This is a genomic window from Bizionia sediminis, assembly GCF_042684585.1.
Lineage (GTDB): Bacteria > Bacteroidota > Bacteroidia > Flavobacteriales > Flavobacteriaceae > Algorimicrobium > Algorimicrobium sediminis.
The window spans coordinates 1-14,190 of sequence record NZ_JBHULS010000006.1 but is presented as its reverse complement, the minus strand read 5'-3'; the positions used below and the strand labels follow the sequence as shown (position 1 = coordinate 14,190).

At 35.7% G+C, this 14,190-nt stretch carries 13 protein-coding genes and 1 other RNA gene; 11 read left to right on the top strand and 3 right to left on the bottom strand.

From position 1 onward, the window contains the following. Positions 1 to 68 precede the first annotated feature (68 nt). From kdsA to ACFSQP_RS11500, 3 genes are all read left to right on the top strand, one after another. Positions 69 to 887: a 3-deoxy-8-phosphooctulonate synthase gene (gene kdsA / locus ACFSQP_RS11510; RefSeq protein ID WP_376894626.1), complete on the top strand. Its 819-nt coding sequence runs from the start codon at positions 69 to 71 to the stop codon at positions 885 to 887. 205 nt (positions 888 to 1,092) lie between these two features. Further along, positions 1,093 to 1,902, top strand: a complete 810-nt coding sequence (locus tag ACFSQP_RS11505; protein WP_376894624.1) for a hypothetical protein — start codon at positions 1,093 to 1,095, stop codon at positions 1,900 to 1,902. A 159-nt stretch (positions 1,903 to 2,061) separates the two neighbouring features. Continuing rightward, the gene (locus ACFSQP_RS11500; protein WP_376894621.1) at positions 2,062 to 2,523 is read left to right on the top strand and encodes a GNAT family N-acetyltransferase; all 462 of its coding nucleotides are present in this window, start codon (positions 2,062 to 2,064) and stop codon (positions 2,521 to 2,523) included. A 149-nt stretch (positions 2,524 to 2,672) separates the two neighbouring features. Here ACFSQP_RS11500 and ACFSQP_RS11495 read toward each other — a convergent pair whose 3' ends face one another. Beyond that, the gene (locus tag ACFSQP_RS11495) at positions 2,673 to 3,875 is read right to left on the bottom strand and encodes an NAD(P)-dependent oxidoreductase (RefSeq protein WP_376894618.1); all 1,203 of its coding nucleotides are present in this window, start codon (positions 3,873 to 3,875) and stop codon (positions 2,673 to 2,675) included. 246 nt (positions 3,876 to 4,121) lie between these two features. On the opposite strand from ACFSQP_RS11495, the gene ssrA reads away from it, so the two are divergent. The 6 genes from ssrA (at position 4,122) to ACFSQP_RS11465 (ending at position 9,727) form a co-directional block, all read left to right on the top strand. After that, positions 4,122 to 4,516: a transfer-messenger RNA gene (gene ssrA / locus ACFSQP_RS11490) on the top strand. Positions 4,517 to 4,847: 331 nt separating this feature from the next. Beyond that, on the top strand, positions 4,848 to 5,144 hold the full coding sequence (locus ACFSQP_RS11485; protein WP_376894616.1) for a hypothetical protein: 297 nt from the start codon (positions 4,848 to 4,850) through the stop codon (positions 5,142 to 5,144). After that, complete coding sequence (locus ACFSQP_RS11480; RefSeq protein WP_376894613.1) at positions 5,141 to 5,551, top strand: hypothetical protein; 411 nt, start codon at positions 5,141 to 5,143, stop codon at positions 5,549 to 5,551. The genes ACFSQP_RS11485 and ACFSQP_RS11480 overlap by 4 nt, the downstream gene beginning before the upstream one ends. 376 nt (positions 5,552 to 5,927) lie before the next feature. Next, the gene (locus ACFSQP_RS11475) at positions 5,928 to 6,191 is read left to right on the top strand and encodes a hypothetical protein (protein WP_376894611.1); all 264 of its coding nucleotides are present in this window, start codon (positions 5,928 to 5,930) and stop codon (positions 6,189 to 6,191) included. Between the two features lie 64 nt (positions 6,192 to 6,255). Then, the gene (locus ACFSQP_RS11470) at positions 6,256 to 7,050 is read left to right on the top strand and encodes a GLPGLI family protein (protein ID WP_376894608.1); all 795 of its coding nucleotides are present in this window, start codon (positions 6,256 to 6,258) and stop codon (positions 7,048 to 7,050) included. Positions 7,051 to 7,117: 67 nt separating this feature from the next. Further along, positions 7,118 to 9,727 (top strand): carboxypeptidase-like regulatory domain-containing protein, encoded by a 2,610-nt coding sequence (locus tag ACFSQP_RS11465; RefSeq protein ID WP_376894605.1) that lies wholly within the window; start codon positions 7,118 to 7,120, stop codon positions 9,725 to 9,727. A gap of 2 nt (positions 9,728 to 9,729) precedes the next feature. Here the strand turns inward: ACFSQP_RS11465 and ACFSQP_RS11460 are convergent, their stop codons facing one another. Both ACFSQP_RS11460 and ACFSQP_RS11455 read right to left on the bottom strand, forming a co-directional pair. Continuing rightward, positions 9,730 to 10,413, bottom strand: coding sequence for a response regulator transcription factor (locus tag ACFSQP_RS11460; protein ID WP_376894603.1), 684 nt, complete (start codon positions 10,411 to 10,413; stop codon positions 9,730 to 9,732). Next, the gene (locus tag ACFSQP_RS11455) at positions 10,406 to 11,779 is read right to left on the bottom strand and encodes a sensor histidine kinase (RefSeq protein ID WP_376894601.1); all 1,374 of its coding nucleotides are present in this window, start codon (positions 11,777 to 11,779) and stop codon (positions 10,406 to 10,408) included. Before ACFSQP_RS11455 ends, ACFSQP_RS11460 begins: the two co-directional genes overlap by 8 nt. Positions 11,780 to 12,258: 479 nt before the next feature. Between ACFSQP_RS11455 and lnu(I) the strand changes: the two genes are divergently transcribed. Together lnu(I) and ACFSQP_RS11445 are read left to right on the top strand one after the other, a co-directional pair. Then, complete coding sequence (gene lnu(I) / locus ACFSQP_RS11450; RefSeq protein WP_008992950.1) at positions 12,259 to 13,029, top strand: lincosamide nucleotidyltransferase Lnu(I); 771 nt, start codon at positions 12,259 to 12,261, stop codon at positions 13,027 to 13,029. A gap of 154 nt (positions 13,030 to 13,183) precedes the next feature. After that, entirely contained in the window at positions 13,184 to 13,558 is a 375-nt protein-coding gene (locus ACFSQP_RS11445) for a hypothetical protein (protein WP_376894598.1), read from the top strand. Positions 13,559 to 14,190: the final 632 nt, after the last annotated feature.

The following is a 14,190-nucleotide window of genomic DNA, read 5'->3' as shown; positions in this document are numbered from 1 at the left end:
AAGCCATATTAGGCACCAAAAAAATTAGAATTTAAATGCGTAACTTTGTGTTTTAAATAACAATTAAAATGACATTACACTCCATCCCGAATATAAAACACACCGCTGCCAATAATTTTTTTCTTTTATCTGGTCCTTGTGCTATTGAAAATGAAGCTATGGCGCTACGCATTGCCGAACGCATAGTAAGCATTACCGACAAGCTTGAAATTCCGTTTATTTTTAAAGGTAGTTTTAAAAAAGCAAACAGGAGCCGGATAGACAGTTTTACGGGTATTGGTGATGAAAAGGCGTTGAAAATTTTAAAAAAAGTTTCCGAAACATTTCAAATTCCAACCGTAACAGATATTCATGAAGTTTCCCATGCTGCTATGGCCGCTGCCTATGTAGATGTTTTACAAATTCCAGCCTTTTTAGTGCGCCAAACAGACTTGGTTGTGGCTGCAGCTAAAACAGGTAAAGTTGTAAATTTAAAAAAAGGACAATTTATGAGTCCGGAGGCTATGAAGCATGCCGTACAAAAAGTAAAAGATTCTGGTAGCAACAAAGCATGGATTACAGACCGCGGCACTATGTTTGGGTACCAAGATATGATTGTAGACTTTAGAGGCATTCCAACCATGCGGGAATATGCGCCAACCATACTAGATGTAACACACTCCTTGCAACAGCCTAACCAAACTGCTGGTGTAACTGGCGGACGCCCAGACATGATTGAAACTATAGCAAGAGCCGGTATTGTTAACAATGTAGATGGCCTGTTTATAGAAACTCATTACGACCCAGCTAAAGCCAAAAGCGATGGGGCTAATATGCTACATTTAGATAATCTTGAAAAATTACTTACCAATTTAGTAGCCATTAGAAAAACCATTGTAAATTTATAAGCACTTATGGCGAAACCTTTTTAAGAAACTTTTTTGTAGTCAGAAAAATCTGACAACCAGAGGCTTATAAATTAATTTCATTTTTTTTGCAATTTACCTGTTAAGGAAGCTACCTTTTATGCGTCTAACGCTGCTTATAACATGGTAAAGCAGAAAAATGACACCTATTTACAAATGCCTAATATTGGTTTTTTTTAGCCTGATAATGATACCTGTTTTTTCGCAGGAAAACATAAAAGTACCTTATACCGCCCATCAAAAAGGAAAGCTGTTTTTTAGCTGGGGTGGTAACCGTGAAGCCTACTCCAGATCTGATATTAGGTTTAAGGGTGAAAACTACGATTTTACGTTAAGCAACGTGCAGGCGCACGACAAACCAAAAGGTTGGCATATAGACTATATAAACCCAACACGTATAACCATACCACAAACTAATTTTAAAATAGGTTACTTTTTTTCGGACCATTATTATTTGGCTTTTGCTGTGGATCATATGAAATATGTTATGACCCAAAACCAATTTACCAATATAAATGGGTATATAAACTTACCCGATGATGCTCCAGGGTCTGCCTACAACGGGAACTATAACCAAGCCGCCATACAAGCCACTGAAGATTTTTTAATGTTTGAACACACCGATGGTTTAAACTATGTTTATTTTGAAATTGGCAGGTTTGACGATATTTCTTCTATTTTTGGAATTTCAGAAACAGATATTTTTCAAATAAATATTACCGAAGGTTTTGGCGCTGGTGCTTTGTTTCCAAAAACAAATAGCACCCTATTACAGAAAAAAAGACATGACGATTTTCACATATCTGGTTATGGCCTATCGGTAACTGCTGGTTTAAATTTAACCTTTTTTAAATACTTTTTTATTCAAGCAGACTTAAGAGGTGGCTATATAAATATGCCCGATATTAAAACAACAAATGCCGCTTTTGACAGTGCTAAACAAGATTTTCTGTTTGTTGAAAGTGTACTATCTGTAGGTGGCACCTTCAGAATTTAACAAGTATACGCTAGTTTTACCTAACCCAATTATTAGGATAAAAAAACCCAAGCAAATTTTAAGCTATATTTGCGTGGTATTTTGGAAAGTTAAAACAAGCCACCAAATTACTTTTTTAAACCAATAATTGCTTGAGTATCCAAAAAAACGCATTAAACCATGGAAATACGTGAGGCCAAACAAACCGATTTGCCCCAAATTTTATCTGTTTACAAACATGCTATTAGCCAAATTAGTAGCAAGCAGTTAACAGAACAACAATTAAATGTTTGGGCATTGGGCGCCAACAACACAAAAAAATGGACCACACGTATTGAAAAGGACTACTTTATAATTGCTGAACAAGCAAACCATATTGTAGGTTTTGCCTATTTTACGCAAGGCAATATGCTAGCCGGTTTATACGTACAGCAAAGCCACAAGCGCCAAGGCATTGGCGCAAAATTGTTGCGCGTTATGGAGTCCCGTGCCATTAGCCAAGGTTACAACCAAATAAAGGCCAATATTGTACCCAGCGCTTTACCTTTTTTTGATGATTATTTTTACGAGGTAGAAAAAAAATATCGGAAGCATTTAAAAGGGGTTGCTTTTGATATGTTAGGCATTTACAAAAATTTATAATTGCTTGCAGCCATCAAACTTTCACAAAGCAATGATTGGAAACTTAAACAATGTTTTAAACATTTTTAATTCTAAACAAACATTAATAAAGCCCTTTGTTAATAACTTAAAAAAGGGCTTTATTTTTATAGATACAATAAGCGCGCTAACTAACTTCCGTTTACATAATTTTGAAGGTATGCAAAGCGTTTTGTTAATTTTCCGTTTTCGGTAATTTTGGCACGGTTTAAAATACCGTCTTTATCGTTATTAAAAAAAGCGGGGAATACGTGTTCCATAAACATATTTCCAAAGCCTTCACTGGCATCTTTTGGTAGTTCGCAAGGCAAATTATCTACAGCCATTACCGTAATGGCATTTTTTGCGTTAAATTCCACTTCTTTTTCCGTTTGCGGGTCGTAGCCATAAAACGGGTTGGCTATGGTAGATGCGCGTATGGTGGAAGCCACGGGACCATCAATATCGCAACTAATATCGGCTACTAAATTTATCCTAAAGTCTGGATGTTTCGCCTCCTGTCGTGTAAACAAATAAGGCGCATTATTTCCGTAAAAATGACCTGCAATAAAAAAATCGGTTTCTTTAGCATAAGGCATAAAATTGCTTTCGTATCCTGTTGGATCCTGATAAAATTCTGCTTTGTTACCTACTTTACCGTCTGTGCGCTTATTGTATTCCATAACATCTGCCATACAATAAACCGGTTCTGAAAATTGGCTTGTTAGGTATAACGCATCGGAAACCTGGGTTATATTAAGGTAATCTAAAATTTCTTTAGCACCATAGGCAACCTTTCCTGTTCCGGTAAGGACAATTTTTATATTTGGAATGGTAATTTTATCCAATTCTTTCTTTACAGCCTGCAAATCGGGAAGTGTTTCTACTTTAGGCAGGGTAAACAAACCATCGCGCAAGCCTAAGGCTCTAAAACCGTTATAAGCACCTACAAGGCCAGCGTAACGACCAAAGCCAATTAACCTGGAGCCATTTTGATCAATTATGGTTTCATGATCGTACAAATCTATATTTTTTTCCAATATGGCCTGCAAAAGCTTCCTGTTGTATGGCTGCTTTTTTATGGTGTGCGAAAAGAAAAAATATTTTTTATTAGGAATTAAATTTGCTGTAGGCACTTCTTTAACGCCTAACATAACATCGCAATCGCCAATATCGTTGGTTACAGTGAAACCTAATTTTTTGTAGGCGCTGTCCGGAAAAATACGAATATCGCTAGACTCGATAATAAAATGTGCTTCTGGAAACTGCTTTTGTACTTGAGCTAATTTTTCTGGCGAGAACACCACACGCCTGTCTGGTGGGTTTTTTCGCTCCTTAATAATGGCAAATTTCATGGCTATTAACGTATTTAAAAGATTAGATTTACCTTTTTGTAGGTTATTGTCCTATTTTTTTGTTTAAAATATTCCAACAACCTAAATTTGGTATATATTTTGCACGAAAATACGTGGATTTGCGTTGTTGCACAACTTTTTTTTGCTAACTTCGCTGTCCTTTTGAAAGTTTGAAATGACATTATATTTTAAACACCTAAAAAAGGCAAGTGGTTGTTTATGGTTTTAAACATGCCATACTTAAATGGGGTCGACTGGTTTTGACAGCGAGATTATTTAAACGGTAAGCACGTCGTGTAATGACATTGAAACACGTAAAAGGCTAGGTCAACTTTATAAACGGCGAGAATAACTACGCTTTAGCTGCCTAATCTGAATTACAGTAAGATTGGCCACGGTACACAAGGTGTACAAGCTAAATGTCTCCAGAAAGCCTTGATTAACGGCGTTCTAACAGAGGCATCGTAAAAGTTAATATAGCATATGTGCTGCTTTGACACATGTGTGAAGCTAAAGAAGATAAGGCGTAAGTAGGTTGTCTTTAACCAGCTTACGCACGAAAAAACAAGAAAAGAATAAGCGTGTAGAAAGCCCTTTAATGACTTGTTTGGACGAGGGTTCGATTCCCTCCGACTCCACAGAAACCCTTTGAAAGCTTTGCTATCAAAGGGTTTTTAAATTTAGCTACCATTTTTGTTTGTTTATTTTGAAGCAAATAAACCCTGACTTTATTTTATTTAGAACATAAAAACTAATTTAGTGCGGTAATTACTTAAGAGTATTTTTATTGTTTTTAGGTGCCGCTTTTATTGTTTTAGCTACGAAAGGTGCTTGTTTTTTGCGGAAATAAACTTAAACACTTGGCTTAACTATTTTTGCTAAACAACACTAAAAAGTTACGATATCCCGACAATTTACCAAATAAACGTGTATATTTATGCTCATATAACCAGTTGTGTGCAAGCTAAAAAAATGAAACCGATAATTAAAATATTGACCATAGTTCTATTAATTGGTACCTACAGTTGCGAATTCAAAAATGACCGACAAGAATATGCTGAAATGCTAATTGAAAAAGTTGAGAAGTTTAAGAAAACAAATAACCGATTGCCAAAAGATGTAACTGAACTTGGACTAAATGAAAAAATGGATAGTCCTGCATTTTATGAAATGGAAACTGACTCAACTTATATAGTTTGGTATGGATTGAGCGTTGGAGAATCTAAAGTTTTTAAGTCGTCAACAAAAAAGTGGACTGAAGAAGGATGATTTCAATACTATTATTAATTCCTTGGATAATATTTGGATTCAAAAACCCAAATCGGAATTTGATTGGACTTAATCAAACTAAAAAATCCTTGCTTTTACTTCTAGGAATTGAAATTATATTTTTTCTAATTCTTTATCTGTCTTTACCTGAACCGACTTCAAAAATTGCAGGCCTACAAAGTTTTGCGTGGAATTATTTTATTTTATATTATGCAAAAGGAATTATCCCAACAACAGTTTTTAGCGAATATTTAGACGGGAATTTAGGAGATAAAATTGATTTGAATTATCAATATGTATATTTGATTGTAAGTTTAATAATTGACTATTTAATATTGCTAATAATTAGTCCGAATATAAAAAAAATGTTTAACCGAAAAAAAGCCAGCACACAACAATGGCTATAAGTAATTGCTTGTTCTCGCCTACTTCTGAAAATCCTCGCGGATTTTCAGTTTGGTGTGTACTTGCAAAGTTTAGTGCTAACCCACGCAACTACTCATAGCCTAGACCGTTGGGCACAAGGTTGAAAAAAAGCCAACCCTCGGCAGGCACATTTGGTTTTTTCCCTCCGCAACTCCCACCACATAAAAAAACCAAAAGAGCCTGCCCTGCCAACGCTGACACCAAATCAAACCAACTAAAACATCACGACTGACTTCCTCTCTTGGAAATTTATTTCCTCCAATTAACACTTCTTAACACTAAATAACACTCGTTAACTGTTTTTTGATTTTTATATGCTTTGTTTTGGATCATTATTAATCACTAATACTTTAACCTATGAGAAAATTAGTTTTTCTTTCAATGTTCGGACTAATGTCCGCTGGGGCGTTTGCCTCAAATGGAGAAGAAGCCCCAAAGCTTCCTGAAGCCAATGCAGAAACCATCGAAAACAGTGTGGAAACTGTAGAAGCCGAAACAGCGGAAAATGCTGTAAGGGCTGAAATCACAGTAAATTGTGAAGACGGTTCTTCATATACTGTTAGTTGTGGCAGTTGTAGTACTGCCCAATTGATTGGTATTGCTTGGGCTCTTTGTAGCTAAATTCATTTACCCGTCTCGGCTTTGCCGAGACGGGTTTTATTCAATTAAAAACAATTATAATACAATGAGATTTTTGATAATTTTATACTTTTTAGCTTCAATTTCAGTTTGTAATGCCCAAAGTCGGGGCATTGTTTATTATGGGCATATAGAAAGCCCCGGAAAAGGTGGTCCAGCAGGACTTGACTTTAACGCCTATTTAGTGTTCGACAAAGAAGCGTCTTACTACGTAACGGCCAAAGACTCGCTTGAAAATCAATCTGAATTGGAAAAACAGCAAACCAAAGAAGTAAATGGGAAAACCCAAGTCTATCTGGGCAAACACACTTTACCGCAAGGCAAACAAGTGTACTACAATAGACAAAAAGACAGCCTTTGGTGGAACAAAAAATATAAGGAACCCGTTTACGGTCGCGAAAAGAGAGAAAAAATAAACTGGAAACTGGAAGCTGAAACAAAAACTTTTGGCGGACTTATCTGCCATAAAGCCACAGGAGTTTTCAGGGGGAAAACTTACACGGCTTGGTACACAAAAAAAATACCCTTGCCCTACGGACCTTGGAAACTTCAAGGGCTTCCGGGGCTAATTCTTGAAGCTTATGACGAGAAAAAAGAAATGTACCTTTATTTTAAATCGGTTGAATATCCTACTCAGCAAAATTTATCAGTGGGGCCAATTGTTAAACCCAAAGAAGACAATAAATACAATTGGATTTCAATTGACGAATATAAAGAACTGCTTGAAAAAATAGTGGAAAAGAACAAAACCAAAGCCATATTGATTGCCAAACAAATGGGTGGCGATGTAACGGTAAATTCAGGTGGAATTGAAACACTTAGCGTAGAGTTATTTGAATAATTTCAAACTATTTTAATGGACAAAAACCCCATATAAAAGTGGAGTTTCATTTTTTACAGATATTTTTATGAAATCCATTCTGCCCCTTGTTTTTCTTTTTATATCGGTTGGCAATTATGCCCAAAATATTGTTGTTTCGGGCTTAACAACCGATAACCAATTTCAACCTATTGAAAGTGTTGTTGTAATGGCCAAAAACCAAGAAAATGAAGTTTTGGGCTATAGTTACAGTAACGAAAAAGGGTTTTATAAAATAGAATTTGAATCGGGCAATATGCAATCGTTTTTACTTGAAGTTTCAAGCTTGGGATATGCTACCATTGAAAGGGAAATCAACATTGATGACCAAACCACCTACAACATCAACTTTAAAATGGAAGAAAAGGCAGAATACCTAAGAGAAGTTGTTGTAGAAGCTCATCAAAAAATTAAAGTAAATGCCGACACAACTTTTATCAGGGTTTCGCAATACACCACCAAGACCGAGCAAACAGTTGAAGATGTGCTAAAACGCCTGCCCGGAATAGAAGTTTTGCCCGATGGCAGCATAAAAGCACACGGAAAACCCATTGAAAACCTTTTGGTTGAAGGTGAAAACATATTGGACAAAAACTATAAAATCCTTTCCAAAAATTTGGATGCAAGAACATTGGAAGAAGTTCAAATTTTGGACAACTACGAAGAAAACCCCATTTTCAAAAGTCTTTCCAATTCAGAAAAAGTAGCCATAAACCTAAAGTTGAAAAGCGATTTTAAAAACATTTGGTTTGGTAATGTTTCAGCGGGCTACGGACTTGAAAACCGTTATCAATCGGCATTGACTTTGGGCTTGTTGAAAAAGCGGATAAAATTGTTGGAATTCAGCAACATCAACAACACAGGTAACAAGGCGTCTAATTTGTTACAAAACGAAAATATTGTGATTGATTTATCGCAAATGTTTCAAAAAATAGAGAAAAAACCATTTTCAATTTTTTCAATAGACGAACAAGAAGAAAACGTTTTCAATTCCCGAAGTATTTTTAATACATCAATGCTTCATTCACTTGGGATGTCGTCAAAAGTAAACGACAAGTTGGCTGTTAGGGGTTCTGCAAACTTCATTTCAGACAAAACAGAGCAAGATTACCAAGCCATAACCCAATACAATACAGGAGAAAACAACACAACTTTTTCAGAAATAAGCAATTACGAAAACAAGAACAAGGTTGGCTCTACGGAATTGGAATTAAAATATGCGCCCAATGCCAAAAACTATATCGTAAATACGGCAACATACAACCGAAATCCGCATAATACAATCAATGGCATAATGTTGGGCAACATAGGTGTTTCGCAAGAAAACGATGCTTTTTCAGAAACGTTTTATAACCATTTGGAACATACGTACCTTTTAACGAACAACACCGCATTGTACAATTACTTGTATGTTGGTTATGGCGTTTCGCAGGAAAATGCCGAAATATCACATCCTTTGTTGAATGATTTGTTGGAAACGGAAAACACGGAGCCGTTTTTTCAGGATGTCAATAACAAGTTCAATTATTACGGTCTGCAAAGTACAATGCTGACCAAACGTAACAAATGGGAAAACCAACTGAAGTTTCACGCCCATTTTGAAAATGAAAATGCATCGAGCCGGCTTTTTACCGAAACTGAAAACAACTTTGACGGCTATATGAACAATTTGAAAATCGACAACAATTTTCTTTCGGTTTCCGAAGCGTTAAAGTTTAAACTGAAACAAAACAACTATGTAAAAGGAAGCCTTTCACTCACACAAAATTGGTTTAACAACGATGATTTTTTACTGAAAAACGTTTCTTTTACGTTTAGGCAAAAGCTAAAAAACATTGGGGTAATTAAGTTAAACTACAACTATAAAGAAGATTTGCCCAAAGCGCAAATGCTCTTATCTGATTTTGCTTTAAACTCATACCAAGATTTTGTAAGTGGCACAAATGAAATAACAAAGCTAAAAAACTCTATTTTCTCGTTTAACTACAGCTTGTACAACGATGTTAAAGGGTTTTCTATAAACAGCTCATTGCTTCACACCATTGCCCATTCGGGCTATGCCCCAAATGCTTACACTAACAGTAATTTTATTTTTAACGGTTTAATACCATACGCAGGTGGTGAAAACACGCTTGCCAATGCAAGCCTGACCAACTATTTCAGCAAGTTGAAAATAGCTACTAAATGGGAAACCGACCAAAGTTTTATCCAATCGCCCTTTTCGGTTAATGAATCGGAAGTTAGCAACCTTAAAAACTATTCGGGAAGCTATGCTTTTTCCGCAAGTTCGTACTTTAAAAAATGGTTTAATTTTTCTGGTGGTGTTTCGTATCGTTTTTCATCTTCAAAAGTGGAAGGGAATTTGAATTCTTTTGAAACCAAAAAGGCTTTCTTGGATTTCAATTTAAAAATCTCGGAAGCCTTAAAAGCTACCGTAAACAACGAATATTACATCCTGAACAACGAAAATTACGCTTTTTTAAATGCAACCATTAACTACGAGCCGAAGAAAAGCAGATGGTCTGGAACGCTTTATTTCAATAACCTTTTGAATGAAGAAGAATACCTTATTCAGCAAATCAATTCTTTTACGTCTTATGAAAAGCGTTTGAAACTGATGCCTGCTTATGTGCTTTTCAACATAAAATACAGGTTCTAAATTTATACAACCAATTTATAACCTACGCCCCTTACATTCAATATTTTAATGGTTGTGTCTTTTGACAATCGTTTTCTGAGCTTGCTGATAAACACGTCCATACTTCTGGCCGAATAAAAATCGCTGTTGCCCCACAATTGAGCCAAAACCACATTTCGGTCTATCGTGTCGTTTTTATGTTGGGCCAAGTACAACAACAACTGACTTTCCCTATTGGTAAGGGTTTCCTTTTTTTCTTCCTTGTATTGAAGGGTTTGGTTTTTGGGGTCGAACTTGTACTGGCCAATTAGAATATCGTTGTTTTTATTGGAAGTATTCCGGTTGCTCAACAAGTTTTTTATGCGCACAATAAGTTCTTCAATGCTAAAGGGTTTTTTCAGGTAATCGTTGCCACCGGTATTAAAGCCCGTAACCACATCCTGCGGTTGCGATTTTGCGGTAAGGAAAATAATGGGCGTTTCATCATCGTTTTTCCTGATTTGTTCAGCTAAGGTAAATCCGTCTTTTTTGGGCATCATAACATCAAGTACCAACACATCGGGGCGGTTGGTTTGGTACAATTGATAGGCTTCTTCACCATTATGGCAAAGTTGAACGGCAAAATCACGGGTTTCAAGGCTTTCTTTCAAGATTTGCCCAAGTGCGGTTTCGTCTTCTGCCAATAATATAGATGTTTTTTTATTCATTAGGTATTGAAATGGTAAATGTTGTGGCGTTGTTTTTTAAAGATATTTTGGCGGTGCCGAGATGTTTTTCCGCTATTTTTTTTACGTGGTACAGACCAATTCCCGAACCTTTGACATTATGGATATTACCTTGTGGCACGCGGTAAAATTTATCAAAAACCTTTGTCGCCTGTTCTTTCTTTAAGCTGTTTCCGCTGTCGGTTACAGAAATTGAAAAGACTACACTGTTTTCAATTGTAATTTCTATTTGGTTTCCACCATATTTTATGGCATTGTCCAACAAAGCACCAAACGCATTCCCGAGATGAAACGAGTCAATAAAAGCTTCTTTTTGAGAATTATCAGATAAATGCAAAGTGATGTTTTTTTCTGCGGAATTCAATTTATAATTTTCAACAATGGCAGTTGCCCATTCTTCTACATCGATAGTTTGCCTGTTAAGTGTCCAATTATTGGTGTCTAAAAGTGCCGTGTCCATAAGTTGGTCTACCATTTTGCCCAGTTTTTCCAGTTGTTGGTTGGAATAGTCTAAATATCGGTTGGTTTTTTCGGTGTCGTTGTTTGCATTAAAATTCCGAATGCTTTCCAATGCAGCCCCAATGGTAGAAATAGGCGTTTTGAACTCGTGGGTAATGTTGCTTATCAAATCGTCTTTTATTTCAGAAAGCTGTTTTTGTCGCTTCATTACCCAGAGCATATAAAACAGTGCAAATAGGATAGCAACCGTTAATAAAAGCGATAGGAAAATGCTCAACAAGCTTTTTTTAAGTATGGTTTTTACCGCATTGGGAAATTGTATTTCTATGCTTTCGCCTGTTTTTAAGTAAGTGGACTTTCCTTTTGCAGAAAAGTGTTTTGAAAATGAATTCCCTTTGTGCGCTGTTGCAAAAAGCGAGTCGTTTTTATAATAATTAAGCGTGTAGGGAATAGTGTACTCTTTTCTGTTCAATTCACCATCTAAAAGTGTTTTCAGTTTTTTAAAATCGATGAAATCTTTATTGACAGATATGTAGATGTCTTTTATTTCATCCAGTATTTTCAAGCTATCGGACAGTTCCTTTACATTTATTTCCTTGATGCTTTCAGGATGGATTTTATCGATAATTTTTTGACTGTCATTTCCCGTTATGATTATTTTCCCCGATTCGGTCAGAAGCTCTTTTTTAGCTTTAACAGAAATTGAACTTTCCTTTGCGAGTTCTACAAAATAATTATCAAGGGCAACATCTAACGCCTGCTGAATTTCACTTTTAAAGCCCGTACTGTTTTTTTGATATTCAGAATAACCCCAAAACAATTGCATTGCTATTGTGATGATAATAACAGCGGTCAATAAATAAGGGATTCTTCGATAGAGTTTTTCCATAAATCTGTCAAAGATAGTGAATTTCTAATTTTGGCAAAATGTACCTGAACACGCTAACAAATAAACTATGGAAACAAATTACCGCAAGCACATCCCGCTTTTCCCAACGCAAAAGCCAACGGCTTAAAAAGCGGGAAGAGCTTGCTCGTTTAGTGCTTTTAAAGAAAAATACGGCGGAATTGCCAAGCAGAACGCAGAAAACCCAGTGCCCAACAACGGCTATGAAAAATAGCTACAAAAGGATTAATCCAAAGTTTTTTGTACTTTTAAAACCAATAAAGCTACTCGGAAAGGTTTGCGTGTACTTGCACGCTACTTTTCATAGCCGCAACCCGTTGGCGGTAATTTGAAGAAACAATTAACAACGAAAAACATTCAAGAAAATGAAGCTATAAGTAACTGTAAGATAGAATAAGAATTGAAATATCCTTTAATACGCAAAGTAGAAAGGGCGATTGTTAATATTAAAAAATTAGAAAATGACACAGTTACAAATGATTGACAAAACAAAGTCAATAGCTCAAAATGATAAAAATATTTCTGCCGTATTTATGTACGGGTCATTTACCAAAAATGAAGGGGACAAATATTCAGATATTGAATTCTACATCTTCTTGAAGGATAAAGAAAATTTTTCCGCTGAAAATTGGGTAAGCCAAATTCATCCTTTGGCATTATATTTTACCAACGAGTATGGAAGTGAAGTTGCCATTTTTGAAAATATGATAAGGGGGGAGTTTCATTTTTTGACAAACGACCAAATGGAAGTTATCAAATCGTGGGACGGTTTGGTAGAGTTTAGCGACTTTGACAAGATGATTTTAGTAGATAAAGAAGATTTATTGACTAACACGCTCAAAGAAATAAAAACTAAAGTACCTGATCGAACAACAAATGAAAATATCCTGTGGTTGAGCCAATCATTGTTGAATGTTTTACTTACAACAAGCAACTTAATTAAACGACAGGAATTTGCTCACGCTTACCAAAGCTTATCAAATGTTCAAAAATATTTACTTTGGTTAATAAGAATTGAAACATACCAAACCAAACATTGGGAAAGTCCAACAAAAAGCTTGGAAAAAGACATAGACCCAGATTGGTATTCGTTATTTCAGGAGACAACATCAGAATTAGATCCGACAGATATTAAAACAGCTTTCAAGAAGACATTAACATTGACTGAAAAACTTTTTGATAATCTTGGAGTTGAAGCAAAATTAAAGGGGGTATTAAGGAGAATTGAATAAAAAAAACTACCGCCAACATTGTATAAGCGTAATGCGGGCTGAACTGCTAAATTTGAGCATTTTTGCTCCTAAGAAACTTTGTGGTGGGCGGACAGTGAATTGCTCCGAAATCCCGCACTACGCTTATACTTGACCGTTACCTGCAAGCTGAAAAATGGAACCCGAAAAAGACGAAAAATATTGGAAAGATTATACTGAATTCATCAAGGAAGTTGAAAACTTGACTGAATTAAGTCCTGCGAATTTATTGTCGCAATATGAAATTCTGATAGCGGAACTGAATGATATTGAAGAAGAGGATTATTTGGAATGGCAATATGAATTTGACTATGATATATGGACGAGGCAAAAAATACAAAACGTAATTGACCATAAACCGATTTCGGAAAACATACTTCTGAATCAGTTTAAAGAAAAAATAAACAGATTGGATTCGGAATTAAAAAAGCATATTCTGAATACTGACCAAATTGACTGGTGGAAAAACCCAAAAATTGATTTTAAAAACGGAAATAAAGCCAGCAGGTAACAACGTGTATAATTAATTGCTAGGTTACTGCCGACTTACGAAAATTCCGCTGGAATTTTCTATCTGTGATTTGTTTGCTAAATTAGTTGCTGAAACACGCAACTAACCATACACCAGAACGTTAGGCACAAGTTGAAACGAGCAGCAACGGACCTAGCAAACTCGCAAACTTTAAGAAATTAAAAAAACTCATTACGATTGATTAAATCACTCTGAGTGATTAGCCGCTCGCAAAAGCTGATTCCAAACCCGCCCAGGGTCATTTTTATTCATAGAACTTTCTGGAAAAAACTCAACTTTTGGCTTATCACCTTTAACGACAAAAATTGACGAGCTACTTCATGAATATTGACCATTAAGTTTTAATCTGATAACGTGTGATTCGCCTACCGAAAATAAAAGGTCAGTGACCAAGCAGCTTCAGAAAATCCTCCCGCTAGTGTCGATTTTTTTTACAATATTTTTGATGTTTAATAAAGTAATTTTTAACTCGAAAAATTTTAAAAAACCAACAAGCGAAAATCTGAACCTAAAAACCAGTGCCTAACAATGTGTATAATTCATTGCTGGTTCTTACCTGCTTGCGAAAAATTATCGAATACCTAAATCTCGTTTTTATTTACTAACTTTAA

What these genes read in the sequence shown, in the direction of transcription:
- ACFSQP_RS11500 (WP_376894621.1), top strand. Translation starts at nt 2,062, where the DNA reads ATGGAAATACGTGAGGCCAAACAAACCGATTTGCCCCAAATTTTATCT.
- ACFSQP_RS11470 (WP_376894608.1), top strand. Translation starts at nt 6,256, where the DNA reads ATGAGATTTTTGATAATTTTATACTTTTTAGCTTCAATTTCAGTTTGT.
- ACFSQP_RS11445 (WP_376894598.1), top strand. Translation starts at nt 13,184, where the DNA reads ATGGAACCCGAAAAAGACGAAAAATATTGGAAAGATTATACTGAATTC.
- ACFSQP_RS11480 (WP_376894613.1), top strand. Translation starts at nt 5,141, where the DNA reads ATGATTTCAATACTATTATTAATTCCTTGGATAATATTTGGATTCAAA.
- ACFSQP_RS11455 (WP_376894601.1), bottom strand. Translation starts at nt 11,779, where the DNA reads ATGGAAAAACTCTATCGAAGAATCCCTTATTTATTGACCGCTGTTATT.
- ACFSQP_RS11505 (WP_376894624.1), top strand. Translation starts at nt 1,093, where the DNA reads ATGATACCTGTTTTTTCGCAGGAAAACATAAAAGTACCTTATACCGCC.
- kdsA (WP_376894626.1), top strand. Translation starts at nt 69, where the DNA reads ATGACATTACACTCCATCCCGAATATAAAACACACCGCTGCCAATAAT.
- ACFSQP_RS11495 (WP_376894618.1), bottom strand. Translation starts at nt 3,875, where the DNA reads ATGAAATTTGCCATTATTAAGGAGCGAAAAAACCCACCAGACAGGCGT.
- ACFSQP_RS11475 (WP_376894611.1), top strand. Translation starts at nt 5,928, where the DNA reads ATGAGAAAATTAGTTTTTCTTTCAATGTTCGGACTAATGTCCGCTGGG.
- ACFSQP_RS11485 (WP_376894616.1), top strand. Translation starts at nt 4,848, where the DNA reads ATGAAACCGATAATTAAAATATTGACCATAGTTCTATTAATTGGTACC.
- ACFSQP_RS11460 (WP_376894603.1), bottom strand. Translation starts at nt 10,413, where the DNA reads ATGAATAAAAAAACATCTATATTATTGGCAGAAGACGAAACCGCACTT.
- ACFSQP_RS11465 (WP_376894605.1), top strand. Translation starts at nt 7,118, where the DNA reads ATGAAATCCATTCTGCCCCTTGTTTTTCTTTTTATATCGGTTGGCAAT.